Genomic DNA, 24,895 nt, shown 5'->3' on the forward strand with positions numbered 1-24,895 from the left:
GATTACTATACGCCGCCTGATTTGTCACATAATGTGACAAGCTATTTTTTAACGACGTGTGGTGCCCGGCTTTGGATCGGGAGAGCGACACGGCCTTTATTTTGAGGTTATCCCATGAAACAAGGTATTCATCCTGAGTACAAAGCAGTAAACGCACGTTGTTCTTGTGGCAACACTTTCGTATTTAACTCTACTATGGGTAAAGACATCAACCTTGATGTATGCGACAAGTGCCACCCATTCTACACTGGTAAGCAACGTCAAGTTAGTTCTGGCGGCCGTGTTGACAAATTCAACAAGCGTTTCGGTGCGCTTACTAGCAAGTAATTACTTGCCAGATGAATTTAGAAAAAAGGGATGCGAAAGCATCCCTTTTTTTATGTCTCAATAAAATATGTGAAGAATAACTGTTAGCTATCAGCTGGGAAATTAATACTTAATGGCATATGATTTAATAACAAATACGAATTACACATAGATGTAATTTGCCATTATAAATGTCAGCGTTGAGGCTCAAATATCACTATGACCGAAGATTTTCGTCAACAAGCTCTAGATTACCATTCCCTTCCTACTCCTGGAAAAATAGCCGTTGCACTGACAAAGCCAGCAAATACGGTTGAAGATCTTGCTTTAGCGTATAGCCCAGGTGTTGCTGAGCCCGTAAGGGAAATCGCTCAAGATCCTGATAACGTTTACAAATATACCGCAAAAGGGAATATAGTTGCGGTGATCACCAATGGCACCGCTATTTTAGGTCTTGGTAATTTAGGCCCGTTAGCTTCTAAGCCTGTTATGGAAGGGAAATCATTACTTTTTAAGCGCTTTGCAGGTATTGATTCGATTGATATTGAAGTCAAACATCGCACTATTGATGAGTTCGTTGATACTGTCGCAAATATTGCCGATACTTTTGGTGGTATTAATTTAGAAGATATTAAAGCGCCAGATTGTTTTGAGATCGAACAGCGCTTAATTGAGCGTTGTAATGTTCCGGTGTTTCACGATGATCAGCATGGTACGGCTATTGTCACCGCTGCTGGTATGCTCAATGCCATAGAGTTACAAGGTAAAGAAATTAGTGAAGCGGTGATTGTTTGTTTGGGAGCGGGAGCTGCTGCTGTTGCGTGTATGGAGCTCTTGATCAAATGTGGCGCGCAACGTGAAAAAATTTACATGCTCGATCGTAAAGGCGTTATTCATACTCGCCGTGATGATATAAATGAATATAAGCAGCTATTTGCTAACAATACCGATAAGCGCACATTAGAAGATGTGATTGCGGGAGCCGATATTTTCGTTGGTGTATCAGGCCCTGATTTATTACCACCTGAAGCGCTAGCACTAATGGCTGAAAACCCTATTGTATTTGCTTGCTCTAACCCTGATCCTGAAATAAAGCCTGAATTAGCTCATCAAGTTAGAGATGATTTAATTATGGGAACGGGACGATCTGATTATCCTAACCAAGTAAATAACGTTCTATGTTTCCCGTTTATTTTCCGCGGTGCATTGGATGTGCGTGCAAGTCAAATTAATGATGAAATGAAATTAGCAGCCGTTCATGCAATTAGAGAGTTAGCGAAAGAGCCAGTACCACAAAGTGTGCTTGAGGCTGCGGGTGTATCACAGCTTGAATTTGGCCGAGAATATATTATTCCAAAACCGATGGATCCACGTTTATTACCGCGTGTCGCAAAAGCAGTTGCACAAGCAGCCATTGATTCAGGTGTCGCGCGTATTGAGATGCCAATGGGATATATGGAAGTGTAATCGCGCTATTCTATTGATGACAAAAAATAAAAACCAGCTGTTAGGCTGGTTTTTTTGTAGACATAGTACTGCAATAATTATTCATTAATGTCTTCGTAGCTAATGCCCATTGCGTCCATTAATGCTTTTGCTTCTGCAGGTAGATCGTCTGGGCGATCTTTACGAATGTCATCATCAGTGGGAAGCGGTTGACCTGTGTAGGCATGCAGAAAGGCTTCACAAAGTAATTCACTATTTGTTGCGTGGCGAAGGTTATTCACCTGACGACGAGTACGTTCATCAGTCAGAATCTTAAGCACCTTTAATGGAATCGAAACAGTAATTTTTTTTACTTGTTCATTTTTCTTACCGTGTTCCGCGTAAGGGCTAATATATTCGCCATTCCACTTTGCCATGTTTTACCTTCTCAGCGATATTGGGTTAATAATGGTGGTAACAGGAATCAACATTTTCTGTTAGCAACGGGGATTGTAGGGCGGCGATATTACGTGAACATCGCGGTTTTGTCCCGTATTGAACAGAAAAATTACAGTAAGGTTGTTACCATTATTTTGTTATGGCTGAATTTTAGCGGGATTTACTGCCATAAGCAAAGACATATAGACGTCCAGATGTGTTGACGTCTTGTTTTGTAGTGGTTAAAGTTGTTATAAATTTATTATCTTGGGTTAAATCCTGCCCCGACAAGGAATGTTTGTATGAGTGATAAGCGACTGGCGACAATTGCAGTAAGAACCGGTATTGATGTTGACTCTCAATATAATGCTGTTGTTCCTCCTATTTATTTAACGTCGACCTATAGCTTTCCAGCTTTTGGCGAAGTACCGCAATATGATTATTCTCGTTCAGGTAACCCAACTAGAAATACGTTAGCTGACGCGCTTAGTGAGATGGAAGGCGGTGCGGGTGGTGTGGTAACCAGTTGTGGTACAGCTGCGATGAATTTATTGGTTACTGCATTATTAGGTCCTGATGATTTGATTGTTGCGCCGCATGATTGTTATGGCGGTACCTATCGATTATTTAATACTCGTGCCAATAAAGGTGACTTTAAGGTTGAGTTCGTTGACCAATCGGATCAAGAAGCACTTACAGCGGCTTTAGCGAAAAAACCTAAACTAATCTGGGTTGAAACGCCGTCTAACCCATTAGTGCGTGTGATTGATATTGCGGCGCTGTGTCAGCAAGCAAAAGCCGTGGGTTGTCTTGTTGCTGTAGATAACACTTTCTTATCGCCACTATTACAACAACCAATTGAATTAGGTGCCGACTTTGTTGTTCACTCAACAACCAAGTACCTCAATGGTCACTCGGATGTGGTTGGTGGGGTACTGATTTCAAAAGATGCCGAAATGGCAGAAAATATTGCTTGGTGGGCGAACTGTATTGGTGCGACTGGCGCACCATTTGATGCTTACCTAACTCTGCGAGGTCTACGTACATTATCACCGCGTATGAGAATGCATGAAGAGAATGGTACCGCGGTATTAAGTTACCTTCAGCAACAAGCGATGGTGGGTACTATTTATCATCCAAGCCTTGCATCCCATCCTGGTCATGAGATTGCCAAACGTCAGCAAAAAGGTTTTGGCTCTATGATGAGTTTTGAGTTTGCGGGTGATCAAACCCAACTAGAAGTGTTTGTGAAAGAGTTAAAGCTGTTTTCACTGGCAGAATCATTAGGTGGTACTGAGAGCTTAATTGCGCATCCATCAAGTATGACTCACCGTGCAATGTCTGATGAAGCACAGGCAGAAGCGGGGATCACCACCTCATTATTACGTCTTTCGGTTGGTCTTGAAGACCCTAGTGATTTAATAGAAGATCTTGATCAAGCCTTTAAACTCGCGGCGGAGGCTCACTAATGACAAAAGCATTACGCCAATTACATAAATTTGGCGGTAGTAGCTTAGCTGATCCTGAGTGCTATCGCCGAGTAGCGGATATTCTGGCGGAGTATTCAAACAATGAAGATTTAATTGTTGTGTCAGCCGCGGGAAAGACAACAAACCAACTTATATTATGGTTAGCGCAATTAGAAAAAGATGGTCGTCAAGCCCATGAAACCTTGTTATCTGTCCGCAGTTATCAGCAACAATTAATTGAGTCTTTGCTTTATTCGCCGACAGCAGAACGTTTGATTGAATTACTACATGATGATTTATCAACCATTGCTCGTTATGGTGAAAGCCCTATTAACCCAGCACTTCGAGGCACCATTCAAGGGTATGGTGAAGTATGGTCTGCGCGATTATTAGCGGCATTACTGTGCCAGCGTGACTTACCCGCCACAGATTTGGATTCTCGGTTATTTTTACGTGCCGAACATGCCGCACAGCCAGAAGTCGATAGCCGATCGTCGAAGCCATTATTACAACAGCAGTTTGCACAACATAGCCATCACCGCTTAGTGATCACAGGCTTTATGGCTCAAAATGAGCAAGGGGAAACTGTCTTACTTGGTCGTAATGGTTCAGATTACTCTGCGACAATCATTGGTGCATTAGCAGATGTTTCTCGAGTCACGATTTGGAGTGATGTGGCTGGAGTCTATAGTGCTGATCCACGTAAAGTTAGCGATGCCTGCCTATTACCGTTATTACGATTAGATGAAGCTAATGAGCTTGCTCGCCTTGCTGCCCCTGTTTTGCATAGCCGTACGTTACAACCGGTGGCACAAAGTGCGATAGATTTAACATTGCGTTGTAGTCATCAACCTGAATCAGGCTCTACGCGAGTAGAGCGTGTTCTGGCATCGGGTCGAGGGGCAAAAATTGTCTCTTCGCTTGATGATGTGTGTTTGATTGAAGTTGATGTACCACGAGGTATGGATGTTCAACATGTACGTGAAGACGTTGAGCGTTTATTGTCGCGCCATCAATTAGCACCTTTAGCGCAAAGCCTAGAGCAGAGTAAAGGCCGTATTATGCTGGCTTATACTCGAGAGGTAGTGAATGACGTATTAAATTTACTGCAAGATAGCGGAACACCTGCCGAATTACGGTTGCGAGAAGGCTTCTCAATGGTTGCTGCTGTGGGCGCTGGGGTGATCAATAACCCTATCCACTGTCATGGCTTTTATCAGCAGTTAAAAGGCTTACCGGTTGAGTTTATGACAGAAGCGGATTCGGGATTAAGTTTGGTTGCTGTATTGCGCCATGTCGAAACTGAAAGCTTGGTTAGTGATATTCACCAAGCGCTCTTTCAAGCTCAAAAACGAGTAGGGCTAGTACTTTGTGGTAAAGGCAATATTGGCACCCGTTGGCTTGAATTATTCGACCGAGAGAAATCAGCGTTAGAAAAACGTCATGGTTTAAGTTTTACTTTAATAGGGGTACTCGATAGTCGTCGTTGTTGGATGAACTTTACAGGTATCGATCCTTCGCTAGCACTGACACAATTTGAACAAGAAGCCATAGAGTATCAAGAGGGTGTGCTTTTCTCTCATCTTGCGAGTGCTGATTATGACGATGTGATTGTGCTTGATGTCACTGCAAGTTCCGAGCTGTCAAAGCGTTATGCAGAAATAGCAGAACACGGTTTGCACTTAATTTCAGCCAATAAAGTGGCGGGCTCTGCGAGCAGTAAAGATTATCATGCGGTGATTGATGCGTTTGCGAAAAGTAGCCGTCATTGGTTGTATAACGCGACGGTTGGTGCTGGGCTTCCGGTGAATCATACTGTCCGTGATTTACGAGAGAGTGGCGATCAGATCATCGCTGTTTCTGGTATTTTCTCAGGCACCTTGTCTTGGTTGTTCCAACAGTATGATGGCAGCGTGCCATTTTCTGAGTTAGTAGAACAAGCGTGGCAACAAGGACTCACTGAACCAGATCCTCGCCATGATTTAGATGGCAGTGATGTGATGCGTAAGCTCGTGATATTAGCCCGTGAATCAGGCCTAGAGATTGAGCCTGAACAGGTTAAAGTTGAAAGCTTAGTCCCAAGCGAACTGGCAGCATTATCTGTTGAGCAGTTTTTTGAACAAACTCAAGTGCTCGATGAGATTTTAGCCGAGCGATTAGAAAGTGCGCGAGAGGAAGACAAAGTGCTGCGTTATGTAGCTCGTTTAGATCGCCATGGCAACGCTTATGTTGGTGTTGAAGCCTTACCCCAAGAGCACGCGCTAGCTAATTTGCTTCCGTGCGATAATATCTTTGCCATTGAAAGCCATTGGTACCGTGATAATCCGTTAGTGATTCGAGGACCTGGAGCGGGGCGTGATGTAACTGCTGGTGCATTATTATCAGATATAAATCGTCTGGCCTGTTTACTGTAACGGTTTGATAAAATTTTAAAGCCCGCTTATTGTTAGCGGGCTTTTTATATTTAAAAGCAGCGTTGCGATTGGTTTGTGTCGTAAAAAATAAACCGCAGTAAACTGCGGTTTATTTATTTTATGAGAGAGATAAAGAACTACAGCGCAACAGGGCTGCCGTTACTGTCCATATCTTTTAGCTCAATAAGCACTTCTTCAGCCCAGTCAATCCAAGCTTGGCGGTTATGTAAACCACGACGAAGTGTTAAACGATCTAAGCGTTGTTGGCGGTCCATTGACTTATAATCGCTGAAATGAATTTTTTCTAGCTCTTTGTAATGGCCGATCAGTGTTTGAGATTCATCGATCAATGCAGCAAGTTGCTTTTGCATTGGCTCTGAATTGTGAACACCACAAACTAACAGCTTTGCTGAGAACTCATCGCGAGTTGTGGGATTACGTGCAGGTTCTTCAAACCAATTAAAGAGTGCTTGGCGACCGGCATCTGTAATGGCATAGACTTTACGATCAGGTTTACCCTCTTGAGGCTCAAGTCGACATGTTACTTGATCATTAGTCGCCATCTTATTCAGTTCACGATACACCTGTTGGTGACTCGCTTTCCAAAAATAGCCAATACTATGAGAAAATTCTTTAGTTATATCATAACCCGTTGCTTCTCTGTTGCTCAGCACGGTTAAAATTACGTGTGGTAGTGACATCTCTTCTATCCGTTAAATACGTCAAATAAAAATAACAACTGAACTAGATTACATACGCTTCGTAATGGCGTTTTTTATTTATAATCTTAATATCTTATAGTTCGGTTGAGACCGCATACAATATCATTAATTTGCTTAATATCGATACATCAAGATGAAATATCTGATGTACGGGCTTGCAAATTTATTATCTTGTGACCTTACTTCGATAGCAAAAAATCACTCGCACCATTAAAGGCTTAAACAATCTTATACATCATTGCTCATATCGAAGTTATAACTATCATAGCTCTGTTAAGAAACTTTATGCTGTATCAATATTGAGACAAAAAAGATTTTTCTTAACATATCGATAAATAACGGGAAAAAAAAGGGCCATCAAATGACCCTTATTAATTATTGCAATTTGCTATCCAGTATTTCGCATACCTGTTGCAATACCAGCAATAGTAACCATTAAGGCTTCTTCAAGTGCAGGAGGCAACTCTTCCTGCTGTCGAGTTCGATATAACAGTTCTGCTTGTAGCATATTAAGAGGCTCAACATAAATGTTGCGTAATCGAATTGATTCTGCGCCCCAAGGGTCTTGTTCCATTAAGTGATCGCTATTTTCAACCGTTAATACGGCCTTAATATCTTTACCTAATTGATCACGAAGCTTTTGACCTAATGGCCATAGAGATTCATCTGTTAGACGCTCGTCATAGTATTTAGCAATACCTATATTGGTTTTGGTGTAAACCATTTCAAGCATACCTAGACGTGTCGAGAAGAAAGGCCATTCTCGGCACATCTCTTCTAACAATTTCGTGTGGCCGTTGTTGATTGAATACTGAATAGCTTCACCAGCACCCAGCCATGCGGGTAGCAATAGGCGGTTTTGACTCCATGCAAAAATCCATGGGATCGCACGTAAGCTCTCTACACCACCTTGCGGGTTACGTTTCGCTGGACGAGAACCAAGAGGCAGTTTACCTAATTCAAGTTCAGGCGTCGCAGCACGGAAGTAAGGAACAAATTCAGGATCAACACGTACAACATTACGATAAGCTTCACAAGAGACTTCAGACAACACATCCATCAGTTCACGCCATTCTTGTTTAGGCGCTGGAGGCGGAAGTAGATTAGCTTCCAGTGTTGCACTCGCGTAAAGGCTTAAACTATTGATAGCGACTTCTGGTAAACCTAACTTAAAGCGGATCATTTCGCCCTGTTCGGTTACACGTAAGCCACCTTTTAAGCTGCGTGGTGGTTGGGATAACAGTGCAGCGTGAGCTGGTGCACCACCACGACCAATACTACCGCCACGGCCATGGAATAGGGTGATTTCAACCCCAGCTTGTTCGCAAACATCAACCAGTTTTTCCATTGCGCTATATTGCGCCCAACCTGCCGACATTACACCCGCATCTTTAGCTGAATCTGAGTAGCCGATCATGACCATTTGGTGGTTTTGAATAAAGCCACGATACCAGTCAATATTCAGTAGTTGTTCAATCACATCTGCACCATTATTCAAATCATCAAGGGTTTCGAATAATGGACAGACATCCATTCTAAATGGACAGCCCGCTTCTTGCAGTAGTAAGTGAACAGCAAGTACATCAGAGGCCGTTCGCGCCATTGAAATGACGTATGAACCTAATGCTTCACGGGATTGTTCAGCAATAGTTTTACAGGTTTCAATGACTTCTTTAACTTCTGCCGATGGCTCCCAATCACGAGGAAGGAGTGGGCGTTTTGATGATAGTTCACGAACAAGGAAAGCAATTTTATCTTGCTCGCTCCATTGGTCGTAATCACCCAGTCCAAGGTAACGAGTAAGCTCTGAAATTACATCTGAATGACGAGTACTTTCTTGACGAATATCTAAACGGACTAAGTGTACGCCAAAACATTTAACGCGACGTAATGTGTCAAGCAGTAGACCATCAGCAATGATAGCCATGCCACACTCATGCAATGATTGGTAACACGCATACAGGGGATCCCACAGCTCTGCAATATCTTCAATAATAATATCGGAGGCGGGTTTTTGACCATGAATCTTCGCATCAAGATTGTCACGAGTGTGAAGCAGCTTATTACGTAGTTGCTTTAGAATCGCGCGGTAAGGTTCATGCTCTTCGCCTGCAAGCTCCCGCACCGTCTCGTTACACTGAGTCATGGATAATTCGTTGATTAACTCTTGAATATCATTGAGGTAAAGATCTGCCGCTTTCCAGCGTGATAAAGCGAGCACTTCACGTGTCACTTTCGAGGTAACAAATGGGTTACCATCTCGGTCTCCACCCATCCAAGATGAGAAGGTGACAGGTGATGCGTCAAGAGGTAGGGCTTCGCCAAGATGTTGCTGTAATTTTTCATCAAATAGGCGAAGAAATTCTGGTACAGCTTGCCATAGTGAATTTTCAATAACGGCATAGCCCCATTTGGCTTCATCAATCGGGGTTGGGCGTTGCTGACGAATAACATCGGAGTGCCATGCTTGGGCAATAAGCTGTTCTAGGCGCTGTTCGATACGCGCGCGTTCAGAGGTTGATAGCTCGCTAAGTTCTAATTGAGATAAACATTTATTAATCTGTACCAATTTGTGAATCATGGTACGTCGGGCGATTTCTGTTGGGTGTGCTGTTAGCACCAAATCAATATTTAGTTCACGAACCGCTTCAATAGAATCAAGCTGATTGACGTCATTATCGGTCAGCTTATTAAATAGCTCATCGAGTGCATTAGGGCTGCATAGTGTGGTTTCACATTGACGAGAGATAGTATGGTATTGCTCTGCAATATTCGTGAGATTTAGGAATTGGCTAAAGGCGCGAGCAACTGGAAGTAATTGATCATCGGGTAAGTTCTGTAGCTCATCGATAAGCTTTGCACGATCTTCTTCACTACCAGAATGTGCTGATTTAGATAGTTTACGAATAGTTTCGACTTTATCTAACAGTTCGTCACCATGTGCCGTTTTAATGGTATTACCAAGCAGGTGGCCTAGCATACTTACGTTACTTTTTAACGTGCTGTATTTCTCATTCATATCGCATCCATCTCGTAATTTAGTTACATCCAATTTAAACTTCTAACAGACAATCTAGCCGTGATCTCACTTTGAGGTCAACTATCATTACATTTATAAGTGTTAAAACCACTCTACTTTGATTTTGGTCATAAATGCGATTGAAGTCTGTAATTTTGTTTCATTATTGCTCGTTTGCTAACAAATAACAGTTAGTAATAATATTGTCTCAAACTGATGTCAAATCGATGAATGATGAAAATGTTACAAAAAGATGAATAAAAAGTTTTGAAAAGGATGGCGAAAGTGAGGTTTTTAAGGCTTTTCTGTTGACAGTACGTTAATTAATCAGTAAACATATAAATGCAACGCAAACGAATAATTTATTGCTTTATTTAGCCGTAACCTGAGCAAGGAATGCCGGGTCTCCATTGTTAATTTAGGATGTTTTAACATGAACCAAGCGAAGCTTTTTACTCATACCTTCCGACGACGCTAAGTCATATTCGCTTGGTGCGTATGCGCCCCTCATATTTGCTGTTTTCAGCACTCCTTGTTACACGTTACTGCTGCGAAAAATAAAGACTCAAGCCAGTTTTGCGCCTAAACGGTAACAACAATCATTAGACTAAAAATGGAATTTGTAATGTTAAAGACTTTAATTATCGGTGCAAGTGGCTATACCGGTGCAGAACTTGCGAAAATGGTGGTTAAGCATCCTCATTTAGAACTTGCGGGTTTATTTGTTTCTGAAAATAGCCTTGATGCGGGTAAACCGTTAAGTGATTTGCATGGTCAATTGAAAGGCATTGTTGATTTACCGTTACAACCGTTAATCAGTCCAAGTGATATTGCTAAAAATGCTGATGTTGTCTTACTTGCCACAGCCCACCAAGTCAGCCATGACCTTGCTGCTAGTTTCCTTAACGAAGGGTGTCAGGTTTTTGATTTATCCGGTGCGTTTCGTGTCAAAGGTGATGATTTCTATACCCAGTATTATGGTTTTGAACACCAGTACTCAAATTGGCTTGAACAAGCGGTTTATGGGTTAGCTGAATGGAATCATGATGCCATTGCTAAAGCTCAATTAATTGCCGTTCCGGGCTGTTATCCAACCGCATCACAATTAGCGCTTAAACCATTAATTGAAGCCGGTTTACTTGATACCGAGCAGTGGCCAGTGATCAATGCGGTCAGTGGGGTATCTGGTGCTGGTAGAAAAGCGACCATGACAAATAGCTTCTGTGAAGTAAGTCTCCAAGCTTACGGTTTATTTTCCCACCGTCATCAACCTGAAATCAGTACTCATCTAGGTCGCGACGTTATTTTTACCCCCCATCTTGGCAATTTTAAACGTGGCATTCTTGCAACGATTACAGCGAAGCTAGCACAAGGCGTTACGCTAGAGCAGGTAACGGAAGCATTGAACCTAGCATATGCATCTACAGCAGATAAACATGCGGTACGTCTTTTAGGAACACAAGCGGCACGTTTGCAAAATGTAGTGGGTACTTGTTTCTGTGATATTGGTTGGCACGTGGATGGTCAACATATCATTTTAACATCAGCGATTGATAACCTTTTAAAAGGGGCTTCTTCGCAAGCGATGCAGTGCATAAATATTCGAAATGGTTTCCCACAATTAACCGCTTTAGTGTAGGAGTTCGATGATGAGTCAGGTTCCATTGGTCATTAAATTAGGTGGTGCAGTACTTTCATGTACAGAAACCTTAGAAAAGTTATTTTCGGCGATTGATCATTATCAAGCTAATTCGCAGCGTCCATTAATGTTAGTGCACGGTGGCGGTTATTTGGTTGATGACTTAATGACAAAACTGCAACTACCGACAGTAAAAAAACAAGGTTTACGCGTAACGCCTAGTGATCAAATTGCTGTTATTGCTGGTGCATTAGCAGGAACTGCGAACAAATTACTTCAAGGACAGGCGATTAAGTCTGGCGTAAAAGCAGTCGGGCTCAGTCTGGCCGATGGGGGTTTATGCCAAGTGACGCAATTAGATCCTGAATTAGGTTCAGTGGGTAACGCTAAGCCGGGTAATGGCGCATTGATCACACAAATCATGGCTTCGGGTTATATGCCGATCATTAGCTCAATTGGTTTAGATGGGCAGGGCGAGCTGATGAATGTTAATGCCGACCAAGCCGCCGTTGCCGTTGCCGCCGCCGTTGATGGTGAATTGGTATTACTCTCTGATGTGAGTGGTGTATTAGATGGTGAAGGGCAGTTAATTGAAGCGTTAACAGAAGCTGAGGCTGAATCGTTAATTGAACAAGCGGTGATCACCGATGGCATGATTGTCAAAGTACGCGCCGCATTTGATGCCGCAAAAGCGCTAGGCCGTCCTATTGAAGTGGCGAGTTGGCGTGCCCCTGAAAAATTAACAGCACTATTTGCTGGCGAGAGCATCGGTACCAAATTTACGTTGTAATTGAAATTAAGTTAACAATATTTAGCACATCGCCTAAACGGAATAACCGCAAGGCTGATAAGGAGAACAGCACATGAGCAAGATTAATAAAGTTGTATTAGCCTATTCTGGCGGTTTAGATACATCGGCTATCATTCCATGGTTGAAAGAAAACTATGACTGTGAAGTTGTCGCATTCGTGGCCGATGTGGGTCAAGGCGAAGAAGAGTTGGTCGGTATTGAAGAAAAAGCATTGGCTTCAGGAGCTTCATCTTGTTATATCGCCGATCTTAAAGAAGAGATGGTGAAAGATTATATCTATCCATCACTAAAAACTGGTGCGGTGTACGAAGGTAAATACCTACTGGGTACTTCAATGGCGCGTCCAATTATTGCTAAAGCACAAGTTGAATGTGCATTAGAAGTGGGTGCTGATGCGTTATGTCACGGTTGTACTGGTAAAGGTAACGATCAGGTACGTTTTGAAGGTGCATTTGCCGCACTAGCACCACAGCTTAAAGTGATTGCTCCTTGGCGTGAATGGGATCTACGTAGTCGTGAAGCACTGTTAGATTACCTTGCTGAGCGTGATATTCCATGTACCGCATCGCTTGAAAAAATTTACTCTCGTGATGCGAATGCTTGGCACGTATCAACAGAAGGTGGGGTGCTAGAAGATACGTGGAATGCACCAAACGATTTGTGTTGGGTTTGGACAAAAGATCCAGAGCAAGCACCAGATCAAGCTGAAACGGTAACACTTAAGATTGAACAAGGTGAAGTGGTTGCGGTTGATGGTGAAGCAATGACGCCATACAACGTGCTAACGTACCTCAATGAAAAAGGTATCGAGCATGGTGTTGGTCGTATCGATATCGTAGAAAACCGCTTAGTAGGTATGAAGTCTCGTGGTTGTTATGAAACACCAGGGGGCACAATTATGATGGAAGCGCTACGTGCGGTTGAGCAGCTCGTACTGGATAAAGAATCGTTCGATTTCCGTCAAACGCTAGGTCTTAAAGCGTCGCACCTTATTTATGATGGTCGTTGGTTTACGCCATTATGCCAGTCATTAATTGCAGCAGCTGATGAGCTAGCAAAAGATGTGAGTGGTGAAGTGGTTGTTAAACTGTACAAAGGTCAAGCAACCGTGATTCAGAAACGCTCAACTAACAGCTTATATTCGGAAGAGTTTGCGACCTTTGGTGAAGATGATGTTTATGATCACAGCCATGCTGGCGGTTTCATTCGTCTTTACTCACTAGCAAGTCGTATTCGTGCTTTAAATAGCCAAAAGAAATAACCAAAACAATCACGGGGCTCCCTACTTAAGCCCCGTTTGATCACGCCATAACAAGATAAGCAAGTCGATACGTAGAGCAAAGGAGAGGTACCATGGCATTATGGGGCGGACGTTTTAGTCAGGCAGCTGACACACGGTTTAAACAATTCAATGATTCACTGCGTTTTGACTATCGTCTAGCAGAACAAGATATTGTTGGCTCAATCGCATGGTCTAAAGCCCTACGTCAGGTCGATGTATTAACTGAGCAAGAGCAGCAAAAGCTTGAGTTAGCATTGAATGAACTAAAGCTCGCTGTGATGGAAGATCCGGAGCAAATTTTATGCTCAGATGCGGAAGATATTCATAGTTGGGTCGAGCAACAGCTGATTGCCAAAGTCGGTGATCTTGGTAAAAAGCTTCATACCGGACGTTCACGTAATGATCAGGTGGCGACCGATTTAAAATTATGGTGTCGTCAGCAAGGTCAGCAATTGCTATTAATGCTAGACCGCTTACAGCAGCAGTTAGTGACAGTCGCCCGTGCTCATCAAGCTACGGTTCTACCGGGCTACACTCACTTGCAACGTGCTCAGCCTGTGACATTTGCCCATTGGTGCTTAGCCTATGTTGAAATGTTTGAGCGTGATTATTCTCGTTTAACTGATGCCCTCGATCGTTTAGACACCTGTCCGTTAGGCTCTGGCGCATTGGCGGGTACTGCCTATCCGATTGACCGTGAGGTGCTAGCACATAGTTTAGGTTTCCACCGTGCAACACGTAATAGCTTGGATTCAGTCTCTGATCGCGATCATGTGATGGAGCTGCTTTCTACCGCTTCTATTTCTATGCTGCATCTATCACGTATGGCTGAAGACTTGATCTTCTACAACTCAGGTGAATCTAACTTTATTGAGCTGGCAGATACGGTGACATCAGGATCATCTTTGATGCCACAGAAGAAAAACCCAGATGCATTAGAGCTTATTCGTGGTAAATGTGGGCGTGTTTATGGCGCGATGACTGGCATGATGATGACAGTGAAGGCGTTACCGCTTGCGTATAACAAAGATATGCAAGAAGACAAAGAAGGCTTGTTTGATGCCCTCGATAGTTGGCATGACTGTATGGAAATGGCGGCGTTGTGTTTTGATGGCATCAAGGTTAACAAAGACCGTACTTTAGAAGCGGCTATGCAAGGTTACTCGAATGCGACAGAGCTTGCAGATTACTTAGTGGCGAAAGGCATTCCATTCCGTGAAGCACACCATATTGTTGGTGTTGCTGTGGTTGCTGCCATTGCTAAAGGTTGCGCACTAGAAGAGTTATCACTTGAGGAGATGAAGCAATTCTCTGAAGTAATTGATGACGATGTATATCCAATTCTGACTATTGAATCGTGTTTAGATAAGCGTTGTGCACTGGGTGGTGTGGCACCCAATCAAGTGGATTACGCCATTGGTCAGGCTGAAAAAAGGTTAGAGAAACGTTATTCGCCAAGTGTGAAAGTGCGTGGTGCTCGTTTAACGGATCTTGATGCGATTGAAGGTATGGTGGTGTACTGGGCGGGGCTGGGTGAGAACCTACCACGTAACCGAAACGAATTAGTCCGAGATATTGGCTCATTTGCGGTTGCGGAGCATCATGGTGTCGTCACAGGTTGTGCGTCGTTATATGTCTATGATTCAGGGCTTGCGGAAATTCGTTCGCTAGGTGTTGAAGCGGGTTGGCAGCAACAAGGGCAAGGTAAAGCCATTGTTGAGCACTTGCTTGAAAAAGCCGAACAAATGGCAATTAAGAAAGTCTTTGTACTAACACGTGTTCCTGAGTTCTTTATGAAACGTGGCTTTACCCCGACATCAAAATCATTACTGCCAGAAAAGGTAATGAAAGATTGCGATCGTTGTCCGCGTCAACATGCCTGTGATGAAGTCGCGCTTGAAGTGCGATTGGATCAAGAGCAGCGAATTCCGACGGTTAATGTTGCTTAACGATTACTATGCCAATTATCTAGATCAAAAAAAGCCCTCATTAGAGGGCTTTTTATTTGGAGAGTTGTTGCGGTTTTGTTTTGGCTCACCAATTAAACTGCAGGTTTTAATTGATGAACAATCTGGACCACAATCCAGACAATACTTCAAAACTTAGCCTAGGTAAGTTTCTAGCTCTTCGCTACCACCGATGTGTTTACCACCGATGAATACCTGAGGAACCGTACTACGACCTGTAATTGCACGTAAAGAAACAGTTGTCGCATCTTTACCGAGAATGATTTCCTCATACTGTAGACCTTTGTCGATCAAGTTTTGTTTTGCTTTCACACAGAAAGGGCAACCAGGTTTGGAAAATACCGTAATTGATTCTTGTAGCTTTTGCTCTGGTGCGATGTACTTCAACATAGTGTCTGCGTCAGACACTTTGAATGGGTCACCTGGCTCTTCGTTTTCAACGAACATTTTTTCAACAACGCCATTTTTAACCAGCATGCTGTAACGCCATGAACGAGCACCAAAACCTAGATCATCTTTCTCAACAAGCATACCCATGCCTTTCGTAAATTCACCATTACCATCGGGAATGAAAGTGATATTTTCGGCGTCTTGATCGGCTTTCCATGCATTCATTACGAAGGTATCGTTTACCGATACACATAGGATGTCATCCACGCCATTTTCAGCAAATACTGGGGCTAACTCGTTGTAACGAGGTAAGTGGCTTGAAGAACATGTTGGTGTAAATGCGCCAGGCAGACTGAATACGACAACGGTCTTATTAGCGAATAACTCTTCAGTTGTTACGTCAACCCACTGATCATCTTTACGTGTGTGGAAAGTAACTTGTGGTACAGCCTGACCTTCTTTAGATGCGAACATAATGTAATCCCTTAAAAATATAAATGAGTCTGATGTAATCGGAGTATTTAATCATTTGCTCCGTTTACTGAAGTTATTATCTAACTTTACTCTTGATAGCTCCAATCGTTTGCTGCTATGGTTTCAATAGTCAAATCCTATTATAAGACATGCCAATGAATATTCGTGATCTGGAATATCTTGTTGCTCTCTCTGAGCACAAACATTTTCGCAAAGCAGCCGAAGCTTGTTACGTCAGTCAGCCCACATTAAGTGGACAAATTAGAAAACTAGAAGATGAGCTAGGTGTTTCATTATTAGAAAGAACTAGCCGTCGAGTATTGTTCACTGACGCAGGTCTGAGTTTAGTCGCTCAGGCACAGAAAGTGTTGCTTGAAGTCAAAATACTTACAGAACTTGCTAGTGTGCAAGGAGAAAGTATGTCGGGACCGTTACATATTGGCTTTATTCCAACGGTGGGTCCGTACCTGTTACCGCAAATTATCCCAAGTTTGAAAGATGCATTTCCTGAGTTAGAACTTTTTTTACATGAAGCACAAACCCATCAATTGGTTCAGCAATTAGAAGAGGGCAAATTAGATTGCATTATTTTAGCGGCGGTAAAAGAAAGTGAGCCGTTTATTGAGTTGCCGCTCTATGATGAGCCGATGATGTTAGCTGTGCCAGAAACCCATAAATGGGCGAGTGAAAAAGAGATTGATATGTCTCTGTTACACGGTGAAAGTTTATTGATGCTAGAAGATGGGCACTGCTTACGTAATCAAGCCCTTGGCTTTTGTTTTGCGGCAGGTGCGCGTGATGATGGTCGCTTTAAAGCCACCAGTTTAGAAACGTTACGTAATATGGTTGCAGCGGGCAGTGGCATTACATTACTCCCACAATTAGCCAGCCCAAAAGAGCATTGTCGTGATGGGGTGTGCTATATCGCAGCGAAACATCCTCAACCAACGCGCTTGATCACATTAGCCTATCGTCCAGGCTCGCCACTTAAAGCGCGATATGAAAAGCTAGCTGAAGTGATCAAAGAAAAAATGCCAGACGTTTTTGCTAAACATACTCAACCATAATCTCTGTTTAGTTTACTGAAATAAAAAAAGAGCGCTCAATGAGCGCTCTTTTTATATATGTAACAGCGTTTAGAACAGCTCTTCAGCCGTTTCTGTATCAAACTTTTGCTCTGATACCGCTTGCTGTACAGAGCGTGTTGGCTCAGTACCTTTAATGAAATACTCATACATTGAGCTTGCATCATTACGGTTTGACAGCTGACCTGTTGCACGGTCGATACGCACTTTTACAATATCACTTGGAATTTGCTTTTCTTGTTCAGGGGTATTTTTCAACGCCTGACGCATAAAATTAATCCAAGCAGGTTGTGCAGCATTACCACCGAACTCACCACCGATTGTTTGGTTCTTACCAAGGTTATTGTTCCAGCTAGTGCGACCTAATTCACGGCGATGATCATCAAAGCCAACCCAAGTCGTTGCCACAATATTTGGCCCATAACCTGTGTACCATGCATCTTTCGCGTTATTGGTTGTACCTGTTTTACCACCAATATCGTGACGCTTAAGTACTCTTGCACGCCAGCCTGTCCCATATAGATGCCCCGGCTCACCCCAGATGTTACTGTTTAGCATTTCACGCACAAGGAACGCATTTTGCTCGCTGATCACCTCTGGTGCGTAGCGAACGGGTGGCATAGGTATCACTTTTTCAAGATCTGCCGGCGTTGGTTTTTCAGTTTCAGTCGATGCTGTGGTAGTTACTGTTTTAGTTGCCGTAGTCGTTGCTGTGGTATCTGTTGATTGATCGAATTTATGATCTTCAACAGCGGTTGCCATTGCCACTTGCATCTTCGCTTGTGGGTTTTTAGCTTGGCATGCATCGTTACAAACAATGGCAGGATCAGCGTAGTAAATTAACTGGCCATCATTGTTATCAACTTTGTTAATTAAGAACGGTTCAACAGCATAACCACCATTAGCAAATACAGAGTAACCTTGTACAAGTTCCAGTGGCGTTAAACTACCAGCACCAAGCGCAATAGGCTCTGCACGGGGTAAATCAGCACGTTTAAAACCAAAACGAGTAAGGTAATCAATGGTGAAATCTAGCCCAGCAATACGTAGTGCACGAATTGCCATTACGTTAATTGAGCGAGCGAGACCAATACGCGCACGGGTAGGGCCACCGTATTTACCATCAGCATTCTTAGGACGCCATGCTGTACCTTGCCACTTATCCCACTTAGTAATTGGCGCATCATTAATGAGCGTAGCAAGGGTTAAGCCTTTCTCTATTGCTGCAGAGTAAATAAATGGCTTAATACCAGAGCCGACCTGACGAATAGATTGCGTTGCACGATTGAATTTACTTCGGGTGTAGTTAAAACCACCGACCATTGCTAACACGGCACCATTTTCGGGTGACATCGCAACAAAAGACGTATTTGCCGCAGGAACTTGGCTTAGTAGCCATTGATTCGTGGTGACTGTGGCACCGCCTGTTTTATCACTCACAACATTTTGGTTATGTTGAACCCAAATTTGTTGACCTGCAGTAAGAATGTCGCTGGCTTTTTTGGGTGCTGGCCCCTGACTTGAGTCAGAAAGGAATTTGCGAGCCCACTTCATGCCATTCCAATCGATAGTGGCAATATCACCATTTTTAGTCACGATAGCTGCGGTTTTACCATCAACTTTCGTTACGACAGCAGGGATAAGCTTGCCATAGATTGGCTGATTTTGAAGTTTATTTACAATTTGATTGGCATTTAATGCTGGCTGTCCAGGCTTCCAAAGAACCGCTGTAGGACCACGGTAACCATGGCGTTGGTCATAACTTAGCAGGTTGTTTACTGCGGCTTGCTGGGCATCAAGTTGAAGTTTGCTATTGATGGTCGTATATACCTTCATGCCTTTTTCATACGCAGCAGCACCATAGCGATCGACCATCCATGCACGAGCACGCTCTGCAACATAAGGTGCGTAAAGTTGAATTTCTGCGCCATGATAGTGAGAGACGATAGGTTCAGCACGCGCAGCATCCATTTGTGCTTTGGTGATGTAGCCCTCTTCAAGCATACGGCCTAAAACAACATTACGACGAGTTGTTGCTCGGTCAACAGAATAAATTGGGTTCATTGTGGATGGCGCTTTTGGTAGGCCCGCAATAACTGCTATTTCAGATAGCGTCAGTTGATCTACGGTTTTACCAAAATACACTTGCGCTGCTGCACCGACACCATAGGCGCGATAGCCGAGGTAAATTTTGTTTAAATAGAGGTCAAGAATCTGATCCTTAGTCAGCAGCTTTTCAATGTGAATAGCAATGAAAGCTTCTTTGATTTTACGCATGATTGTCTTCTGTTTGGTTAAGAAGAAATTTCGTGCGAGCTGTTGAGTTATTGTACTGGCCCCTTGACGAGCAGAGCCTGATGTCAAGACGACAAAAGCTGCACGGGCAATACCGATAGGATCGATGCCTGGGTGCTCATAAAAACGACTGTCTTCTGTCGCAATAAAAGCTTCCTGCATGAGAAGAGGAATTTGATCTAATTTAAGAGGTATACGTCGCTTTTCACCAAACTGTGAGATCAGTTTACCATCTTCGCTATACACCTGCATCGGTGTTTGCAGCTCGACATTTTTTAACGTTGCTACATCTGGAAGGTCAGGCTTTACATACAGGTAAAAGCCAAAAATAGTACCAACTCCAAGAATTATGCAAATTAATGCAAGTATTAGTAATCGCTTTATGAACTTCACTTGAGATTTCCCGTTACGCCATCGTGCTAATTGTCATTATCCATTATCTTTTAATTACTAGTATAAAGATAACAAAAAGAAAATTAATGCCGTTGATGGTGTTTATTCGAAATAGTTTGTTTTTTCGCCACATGGGAGCATAACACGGATGTTTCGGAACCCATTAAGTATTGGGGTAGATATTGGTAGCCATAGCATAAAAGCTGTGGCGCTACAGCAGAAAAAAGATCAGTTTGAATTGGCTGCATACGCTGAAGTTGAATTAACCAAATCGGTAATCAATGAACAGCATAATGTAAATGCGACAGCGCTGTTGTCAGCAATACGTCAATTAAAGAAACAACTGCCGTGGCAAGCCAAAAACGTTACTTTAGCCTTACCTGATAGTGCTGTTATCAGCAAAGTTGTTCAACTCGATACCAGTCTCAATGAAGATGAGGCTGAGTTTGCTATCGTCCAAGCATTGGGCGCTGCGTCCCCTTTTCCTGTCGAAGAGTTGTGGTTTGATTACTTCCCCATGGTGAGTGAACGTTTCTCAGAAGCTGCCACTACAGCACCATATCAAGTCTTTGCTTCTCGTAAAGAAACCATCGATAGCCGCGTTACTGTTTTAAAGAAAGTTGGCTTTAAACCAAAAGTCGTTGAATTACAGACCAACGCATTGTTATGGCTAACCGAATATTTAGCTGAGATAGGCAGCCAGTATACGCAGTGGGGACTGGTTGATGTCGGTAAATGCCACACAGAATTTTGCATGAAACCGGAAGGTAGCAATGCTTACCACCGTGAAATTCGCTTTGGTACTAGTCAATTTGAGGATTCACCATATCAACAAGAGGCTGAAGAAGAGAATACTGTTGAGCGTTTTACCGAGCAATTTGCTGAACAATTAAAACGCCAAATCCAGCTTTATAACTCAACACATCCTCGCTGTAGCATTAAAGGGTTATGGCTTGCTGGTGGTTGTCAGTCCTTGATTTCAGATGCGCTATTAAAGCAGTTAGTGGGACTAGAGGTTGTTTGGATCAAACCGTTTGAACATTTTAGCCAGCCGAAGAAAGTGACATTACCGAGTGATATGTCGAGTCAATATGCTGTCGCGACCGGATTAGCGTTACGGGGGATGGCATGATCGATAAATTAAACCTTCTGCCATGGCGTGAAGAACGTCGTAAGCAACATAAACAGCGTTTTATTGGGCTTATGGCTTCTGCGGTGTTGGTTGCGTTTTTAGCGAATTATGGGGTAGTTCAATACCTAGATTTGCAGCAACAACAGCAACAAGCCCGTAATGACCAATTTCAACAGGAAATTGATTTACTCGAAAAACGATTAGCCTTTCTACCTAAGTTAGAAGAGCAGCGTAAAGCGATTCAGCTGAGGCTAAACGTGATTGCTGATATTCAACAATCACGTAATCGCGCAACGCAGTTATTGAATCAATTACCGAATGTTGTACCTGGCGGTGTCTATCTTGAATCATTAAATTTGAACTCACAACGAGTCGGCATTAAAGGGGTGGGGGATTCTAACGGTCACTTAGCCGCATTACTGGGTGGGGCAGAGCAATCTAAATGGTTCATTAATGTTGATATGCATTCATTGGTGACAACCAAAGGTAGTCAGTCTGAACAGCTTTCTCAGTTCAATGCTTCTTTTGATTTAACTGTGCCTTCTTTTGCGCAACCAAAAGTAAATAAAGTCGCAAAAAAAGACATTAATAAGGGGAAGTGATATGGCTGATTGGCAAGAACTTGAATTAGATGAAATCACTGAATGGCCTTTGCTGCCTCAATGTATTGTGGCAACGGTCTTGGCTGTGGCGTTAAGCGCGTTTGGTTATTGGTATTGGGTTAGCCCTAAAAATGATCAGCTTGAGCAAATGAAACAAAAAGAGCAGACCCTTAAGTCCCAGCTAGTCAGTCGAGCTTCACAAGTCGCTGCACTGCCTCGGGTTAAAGAGCAAGTTGCAGAATTAAACCGTCGTTACAATGAAATGATTGAGCAGTTGCCGGAAGAGCAAGAACTTGCGAGTTTGCTCGCGGGAATTAATGATATCGGTGTCAACAATGGTTTGGTGTTTCAATCAATCAAATGGGCACCCAGAGTTGAGCACGAGTTATATTACGAATTACCTATCAATATGCAGTTGACGGGGAATTACGAGCAAATTGGTAAGTTTGCGGAAGCTATTGCGCGCTTGCCTCGTATTGTGAACTTAAACAATGCTGAGTTAAGTCGCGTTAAGCCGTTAGGTCAGCCTGATGAAACCTTGTCTTTGAAAGTCTCTGCAACGACCTATCGTTTCAAGACACCAAGCCAAGAAAAGAACAATAGTGATGAGGGCTAAGCTATGAAAAAAGTAGTGTGGTTATTACCTATTGTTATTGGTTTAGTAGGGTGTCAGGCCAATGATGATTCTGTCGCAGAGTTTATCGCAACGACCCATAACGAAGCAAAAGCGCGAGTTAAGCCTTTGCCTGAGCCTTTTGTCTTTGAGGCTGAAAAGTTTGTAATGACCAGCAAACGAGTACCGTTTGTTAAACCAATTCCAGAGCAGTTGCTGGCCAAGAAAGAGACGGGCGAGTGTTGGCAACCACAACTTGATCGTCAACTCAGTAAACTTGAAAACTTTGCGTTAGAAAAACTCTCAATGAAAGGGGCAATTGGAAACAAAAAGCAACTTTGGGGACTAGTTTTTACACCTGAAGGCGACTTGATGAAAATTAAGCCCGGTCAATATATTGGTCTTAATCGCGGCAAGGTACTTACAGTTAGCGACAAAGTAATTGAAATCGAAGAAACATTACCAGATGGCAAAGGATGTTGGCTTAAACGACCGACTAAACTGGCGCTAGTTCAGCAGTAATCAAGGATAAGTTATGAAAGGGAATGTGTGGATGTTAAGCCGCCAGTATCTAGCAACACTTTGGCTGTTATGCTGTGGGGTATTAGCTTTTCCGAGTGTTGCTGCTATACCTGCAGCTGGAATGATTGATAATCAGATTCAAGCTATTGATTTTCGTCGTGATGGAAAAGGACGAGGGGTATTAACCGTTCGTTTAGATAAGCCGCAGTCGTTAGTTGATTTACGTCGTAATGGTAACAAACTGCAGTTAGATATTTTTGATACTGTACTTAAAGATGACATGATTTATACGCTTGATGTCGTTGATTTTGCAACGGTTGTTAATAGTATAGAAACTATGCGTGTATCGAACGGTGCGCGCTTAATTTTCACTATGAAAGGCAGTTACGATTATGATTACAATCTTCGTGGTAAGCGTCTTGAAGTGATCATTGAAAAGCGTGTGAAAAAAGCGGTAAAAGGCACCAGCTCTAACGCCAAGATCAATTACAAAGGCAAGCCGATTTCAATTAACTTCCAAGATATCCCTGTGCGTAATGTTCTGCAGCTAATTGCTGATTATAACGACTTTAACTTGGTTGTCTCGGATTCGGTTAGTGGTAATGTCACGCTACGTCTTGATGATGTACCTTGGCCGCAAGTGTTAGATATTATTCTGCAATCAAAAGACTTAGATAAGCGAGTGCGTGGTTCTGTGTTATTGGTTGCCCCTAAAGCGGAACTTACAGCAAGCGAACATCAGGTAATGGAAGCGAAGCGTAAGCAACAAGAGTTGTTGAGCCTGCGTTCTGATTTGATTCAAGTGAACTATGCGAAAGCAACGGACATTGCAGAGCTTTTAAGCGGCAGTACTGATGGTGTTGGGATGCTCTCTGAACGTGGTTCATTGCATGTTGATGAGCGTACCAATGCACTTATCATCAAAGATACCCCTGATAATATTCGTAGTATCAAAGATATTGTGTCATCACTTGATATTCCGGTTAAGCAGGTACAAATCGAAGCGCGTATTGTCACCATTAATGAAGGTGATATTGATGAGCTTGGTGTGCGTTGGGGGGTCTCGAAAGTGAATGGCGATACCACTGTTGGCGGTTCAATTGAAGGTAACTTAGCAAGCTCTGGCCTATTGGGTGAAGATGCAAGCGTTGATGATTTTCTTAACGTTAATCTAGGTGCTGGCGCTGGTGCCGCTTCAATAGCGTTCCAGGTTGCAAAGTTAGGTAATATCTTACTTGATTTAGAGCTATCGGCCTTACAGACTGAAAATAAAGCAGAAATTATCTCTAGTCCTCGTTTGATGACCACTAATAAGAAGACGGCGTATATCGAGCAAGGTACAGAAATTCCGTATTTAGAAGCGTCATCCAGTGGTGCAACATCGGTATCGTTTAAAAAAGCAGTACTGAGCTTAATGGTTACACCACAAATTACACCGGATGATAAACTCGTGTTAGATCTTGAAGTGACTCAAGATAACAAGGGTGAAGATGTCCCTACCGGTACGGGCACTGCGATTTCTATTGATACTCAGCGTATTGGTACTCAAGTACTGGTAAATAATGGCGAGACAGTGGTTTTAGGCGGTATTTACCAACACAGTATGACCAACGTGACACGTAAAGTACCGTTATTGGGTGATATTCCAGTATTAGGTGCATTATTCCGTCATAAAATGGAACAAATGGGTAAGCGTGAATTACTTATCTTTGTGACACCTAAAATTGTTATTCAGTAGTCTTTACTGGTAATCAACAAACCTTAAAAATTTAGCTACACTGTTATAGCAGCGGATGGATCCTTATTAAATTAGTTCCATCCGTTGTTTTTTTGGACTATATAATTATTATTTTGCCATATTCATGCTCAGCAATAGCGGAATTACAAGGTTATTACG

19 protein-coding genes are annotated in these 24,895 nt (G+C 42.8%); 14 read left to right on the plus strand and 5 right to left on the minus strand.

The genetic code is table 11. From position 1 onward, the window contains the following. Positions 1-114: 114 nt before the first annotated feature. The gene (gene rpmE / locus C9J45_RS10130; protein ID WP_105061118.1) at positions 115-327 is read left to right on the plus strand and encodes a 50S ribosomal protein L31; all 213 of its coding nucleotides are present in this window, start codon (positions 115-117) and stop codon (positions 325-327) included. Positions 328-525: 198 nt separating this feature from the next. After that, positions 526-1,773, plus strand: coding sequence for a malic enzyme-like NAD(P)-binding protein (locus tag C9J45_RS10135; RefSeq protein WP_107260629.1), 1,248 nt, complete (start codon positions 526-528; stop codon positions 1,771-1,773). 77 nt (positions 1,774-1,850) lie between these two features. Here C9J45_RS10135 and metJ read toward each other — a convergent pair whose 3' ends face one another. Next, complete coding sequence (gene metJ / locus C9J45_RS10140; protein ID WP_005371859.1) at positions 1,851-2,168, minus strand: met regulon transcriptional regulator MetJ; 318 nt, start codon at positions 2,166-2,168, stop codon at positions 1,851-1,853. Positions 2,169-2,471: 303 nt separating this feature from the next. Between metJ and C9J45_RS10145 the strand changes: the two genes are divergently transcribed. Together C9J45_RS10145 and C9J45_RS10150 are read left to right on the plus strand one after the other, a co-directional pair. Continuing rightward, positions 2,472-3,638 carry an O-succinylhomoserine (thiol)-lyase gene (locus C9J45_RS10145; RefSeq protein WP_107260631.1) on the plus strand — a complete coding sequence of 389 codons (1,167 nt, stop codon included), beginning with the start codon at positions 2,472-2,474 and terminating at the stop codon, positions 3,636-3,638. Continuing rightward, complete coding sequence (locus tag C9J45_RS10150; protein WP_107260633.1) at positions 3,638-6,052, plus strand: bifunctional aspartate kinase/homoserine dehydrogenase II; 2,415 nt, start codon at positions 3,638-3,640, stop codon at positions 6,050-6,052. Before C9J45_RS10145 ends, C9J45_RS10150 begins: the two co-directional genes overlap by 1 nt. Before the next feature lie 137 nt (positions 6,053-6,189). Here the strand turns inward: C9J45_RS10150 and C9J45_RS10155 are convergent, their stop codons facing one another. Next, the gene (locus C9J45_RS10155; protein ID WP_107207485.1) at positions 6,190-6,753 is read right to left on the minus strand and encodes a PadR family transcriptional regulator; all 564 of its coding nucleotides are present in this window, start codon (positions 6,751-6,753) and stop codon (positions 6,190-6,192) included. Positions 6,754-7,162: 409 nt separating this feature from the next. Then, positions 7,163-9,793, minus strand: coding sequence for a phosphoenolpyruvate carboxylase (gene ppc, locus C9J45_RS10160; RefSeq protein WP_107247099.1), 2,631 nt, complete (start codon positions 9,791-9,793; stop codon positions 7,163-7,165). Between the two features lie 625 nt (positions 9,794-10,418). Between ppc and argC the strand changes: the two genes are divergently transcribed. The 4 genes from argC (at position 10,419) to argH (ending at position 15,474) form a co-directional block, all read left to right on the plus strand. Next, on the plus strand, positions 10,419-11,432 hold the full coding sequence (gene argC, locus C9J45_RS10165; RefSeq protein ID WP_107260635.1) for an N-acetyl-gamma-glutamyl-phosphate reductase: 1,014 nt from the start codon (positions 10,419-10,421) through the stop codon (positions 11,430-11,432). 10 nt (positions 11,433-11,442) lie between these two features. After that, positions 11,443-12,222, plus strand: a complete 780-nt coding sequence (gene argB / locus C9J45_RS10170; RefSeq protein WP_107260637.1) for an acetylglutamate kinase — start codon at positions 11,443-11,445, stop codon at positions 12,220-12,222. A gap of 73 nt (positions 12,223-12,295) precedes the next feature. Continuing rightward, on the plus strand, positions 12,296-13,504 hold the full coding sequence (locus C9J45_RS10175) for an argininosuccinate synthase (protein WP_045083862.1): 1,209 nt from the start codon (positions 12,296-12,298) through the stop codon (positions 13,502-13,504). A gap of 92 nt (positions 13,505-13,596) precedes the next feature. Then, positions 13,597-15,474: an argininosuccinate lyase gene (gene argH, locus C9J45_RS10180; RefSeq protein ID WP_107260639.1), complete on the plus strand. Its 1,878-nt coding sequence runs from the start codon at positions 13,597-13,599 to the stop codon at positions 15,472-15,474. Between the two features lie 153 nt (positions 15,475-15,627). Here argH and C9J45_RS10185 read toward each other — a convergent pair whose 3' ends face one another. Further along, positions 15,628-16,356 carry a glutathione peroxidase gene (locus tag C9J45_RS10185; RefSeq protein ID WP_107292493.1) on the minus strand — a complete coding sequence of 243 codons (729 nt, stop codon included), beginning with the start codon at positions 16,354-16,356 and terminating at the stop codon, positions 15,628-15,630. 155 nt (positions 16,357-16,511) lie between these two features. Here C9J45_RS10185 and oxyR point away from each other — a divergent pair, with 155 nt between their 5' ends. Next, positions 16,512-17,423 (plus strand): DNA-binding transcriptional regulator OxyR, encoded by a 912-nt coding sequence (oxyR, locus tag C9J45_RS10190; RefSeq protein WP_107292494.1) that lies wholly within the window; start codon positions 16,512-16,514, stop codon positions 17,421-17,423. Positions 17,424-17,492: 69 nt separating this feature from the next. Here the strand turns inward: oxyR and C9J45_RS10195 are convergent, their stop codons facing one another. After that, entirely contained in the window at positions 17,493-20,129 is a 2,637-nt protein-coding gene (locus tag C9J45_RS10195) for a penicillin-binding protein 1A (RefSeq protein WP_107292495.1), read from the minus strand. Between the two features lie 148 nt (positions 20,130-20,277). On the opposite strand from C9J45_RS10195, the gene pilM reads away from it, so the two are divergent. The 5 genes from pilM to C9J45_RS10220 are packed head-to-tail and all read left to right on the plus strand — an operon-like array spanning position 20,278 to position 24,736. Continuing rightward, complete coding sequence (pilM, locus tag C9J45_RS10200) at positions 20,278-21,261, plus strand: type IV pilus biogenesis protein PilM (protein WP_107207492.1); 984 nt, start codon at positions 20,278-20,280, stop codon at positions 21,259-21,261. Continuing rightward, on the plus strand, positions 21,258-21,863 hold the full coding sequence (locus tag C9J45_RS10205) for a PilN domain-containing protein (protein ID WP_107207493.1): 606 nt from the start codon (positions 21,258-21,260) through the stop codon (positions 21,861-21,863). Before pilM ends, C9J45_RS10205 begins: the two co-directional genes overlap by 4 nt. A gap of 1 nt (position 21,864) precedes the next feature. Next, positions 21,865-22,479 (plus strand): type 4a pilus biogenesis protein PilO, encoded by a 615-nt coding sequence (locus tag C9J45_RS10210; RefSeq protein ID WP_107247105.1) that lies wholly within the window; start codon positions 21,865-21,867, stop codon positions 22,477-22,479. Positions 22,480-22,482: 3 nt separating this feature from the next. After that, positions 22,483-22,998 carry a pilus assembly protein PilP gene (locus C9J45_RS10215; RefSeq protein WP_107207495.1) on the plus strand — a complete coding sequence of 172 codons (516 nt, stop codon included), beginning with the start codon at positions 22,483-22,485 and terminating at the stop codon, positions 22,996-22,998. Positions 22,999-23,029: 31 nt separating this feature from the next. Beyond that, positions 23,030-24,736, plus strand: a complete 1,707-nt coding sequence (locus C9J45_RS10220; protein ID WP_107207522.1) for a type IV pilus secretin PilQ — start codon at positions 23,030-23,032, stop codon at positions 24,734-24,736. Positions 24,737-24,895: the final 159 nt, after the last annotated feature.

Origin of the sequence: Photobacterium sp. GB-1 (assembly GCF_003026165.1) — a bacterium.
In the GTDB taxonomy this organism is placed as follows: Bacteria; Pseudomonadota; Gammaproteobacteria; order Enterobacterales; family Vibrionaceae; genus Photobacterium.

Coding starts and splice junctions, on each gene's coding strand:
- argB (WP_107260637.1), top strand. CDS start 11,443: ATGAGTCAGGTTCCATTGGTCATTAAATTAGGTGGTGCAGTACTTTCA.
- argC (WP_107260635.1), top strand. CDS start 10,419: ATGTTAAAGACTTTAATTATCGGTGCAAGTGGCTATACCGGTGCAGAA.
- C9J45_RS10210 (WP_107247105.1), top strand. CDS start 21,865: ATGGCTGATTGGCAAGAACTTGAATTAGATGAAATCACTGAATGGCCT.
- C9J45_RS10135 (WP_107260629.1), top strand. CDS start 526: ATGACCGAAGATTTTCGTCAACAAGCTCTAGATTACCATTCCCTTCCT.
- ppc (WP_107247099.1), bottom strand. CDS start 9,793: ATGAATGAGAAATACAGCACGTTAAAAAGTAACGTAAGTATGCTAGGC.
- oxyR (WP_107292494.1), top strand. CDS start 16,512: ATGAATATTCGTGATCTGGAATATCTTGTTGCTCTCTCTGAGCACAAA.
- C9J45_RS10185 (WP_107292493.1), bottom strand. CDS start 16,356: ATGTTCGCATCTAAAGAAGGTCAGGCTGTACCACAAGTTACTTTCCAC.
- rpmE (WP_105061118.1), top strand. CDS start 115: ATGAAACAAGGTATTCATCCTGAGTACAAAGCAGTAAACGCACGTTGT.
- C9J45_RS10175 (WP_045083862.1), top strand. CDS start 12,296: ATGAGCAAGATTAATAAAGTTGTATTAGCCTATTCTGGCGGTTTAGAT.
- C9J45_RS10155 (WP_107207485.1), bottom strand. CDS start 6,753: ATGTCACTACCACACGTAATTTTAACCGTGCTGAGCAACAGAGAAGCA.
- pilM (WP_107207492.1), top strand. CDS start 20,278: ATGTTTCGGAACCCATTAAGTATTGGGGTAGATATTGGTAGCCATAGC.
- C9J45_RS10150 (WP_107260633.1), top strand. CDS start 3,638: ATGACAAAAGCATTACGCCAATTACATAAATTTGGCGGTAGTAGCTTA.
- C9J45_RS10220 (WP_107207522.1), top strand. CDS start 23,030: ATGTTAAGCCGCCAGTATCTAGCAACACTTTGGCTGTTATGCTGTGGG.
- metJ (WP_005371859.1), bottom strand. CDS start 2,168: ATGGCAAAGTGGAATGGCGAATATATTAGCCCTTACGCGGAACACGGT.
- C9J45_RS10215 (WP_107207495.1), top strand. CDS start 22,483: ATGAAAAAAGTAGTGTGGTTATTACCTATTGTTATTGGTTTAGTAGGG.
- argH (WP_107260639.1), top strand. CDS start 13,597: ATGGCATTATGGGGCGGACGTTTTAGTCAGGCAGCTGACACACGGTTT.
- C9J45_RS10205 (WP_107207493.1), top strand. CDS start 21,258: ATGATCGATAAATTAAACCTTCTGCCATGGCGTGAAGAACGTCGTAAG.
- C9J45_RS10145 (WP_107260631.1), top strand. CDS start 2,472: ATGAGTGATAAGCGACTGGCGACAATTGCAGTAAGAACCGGTATTGAT.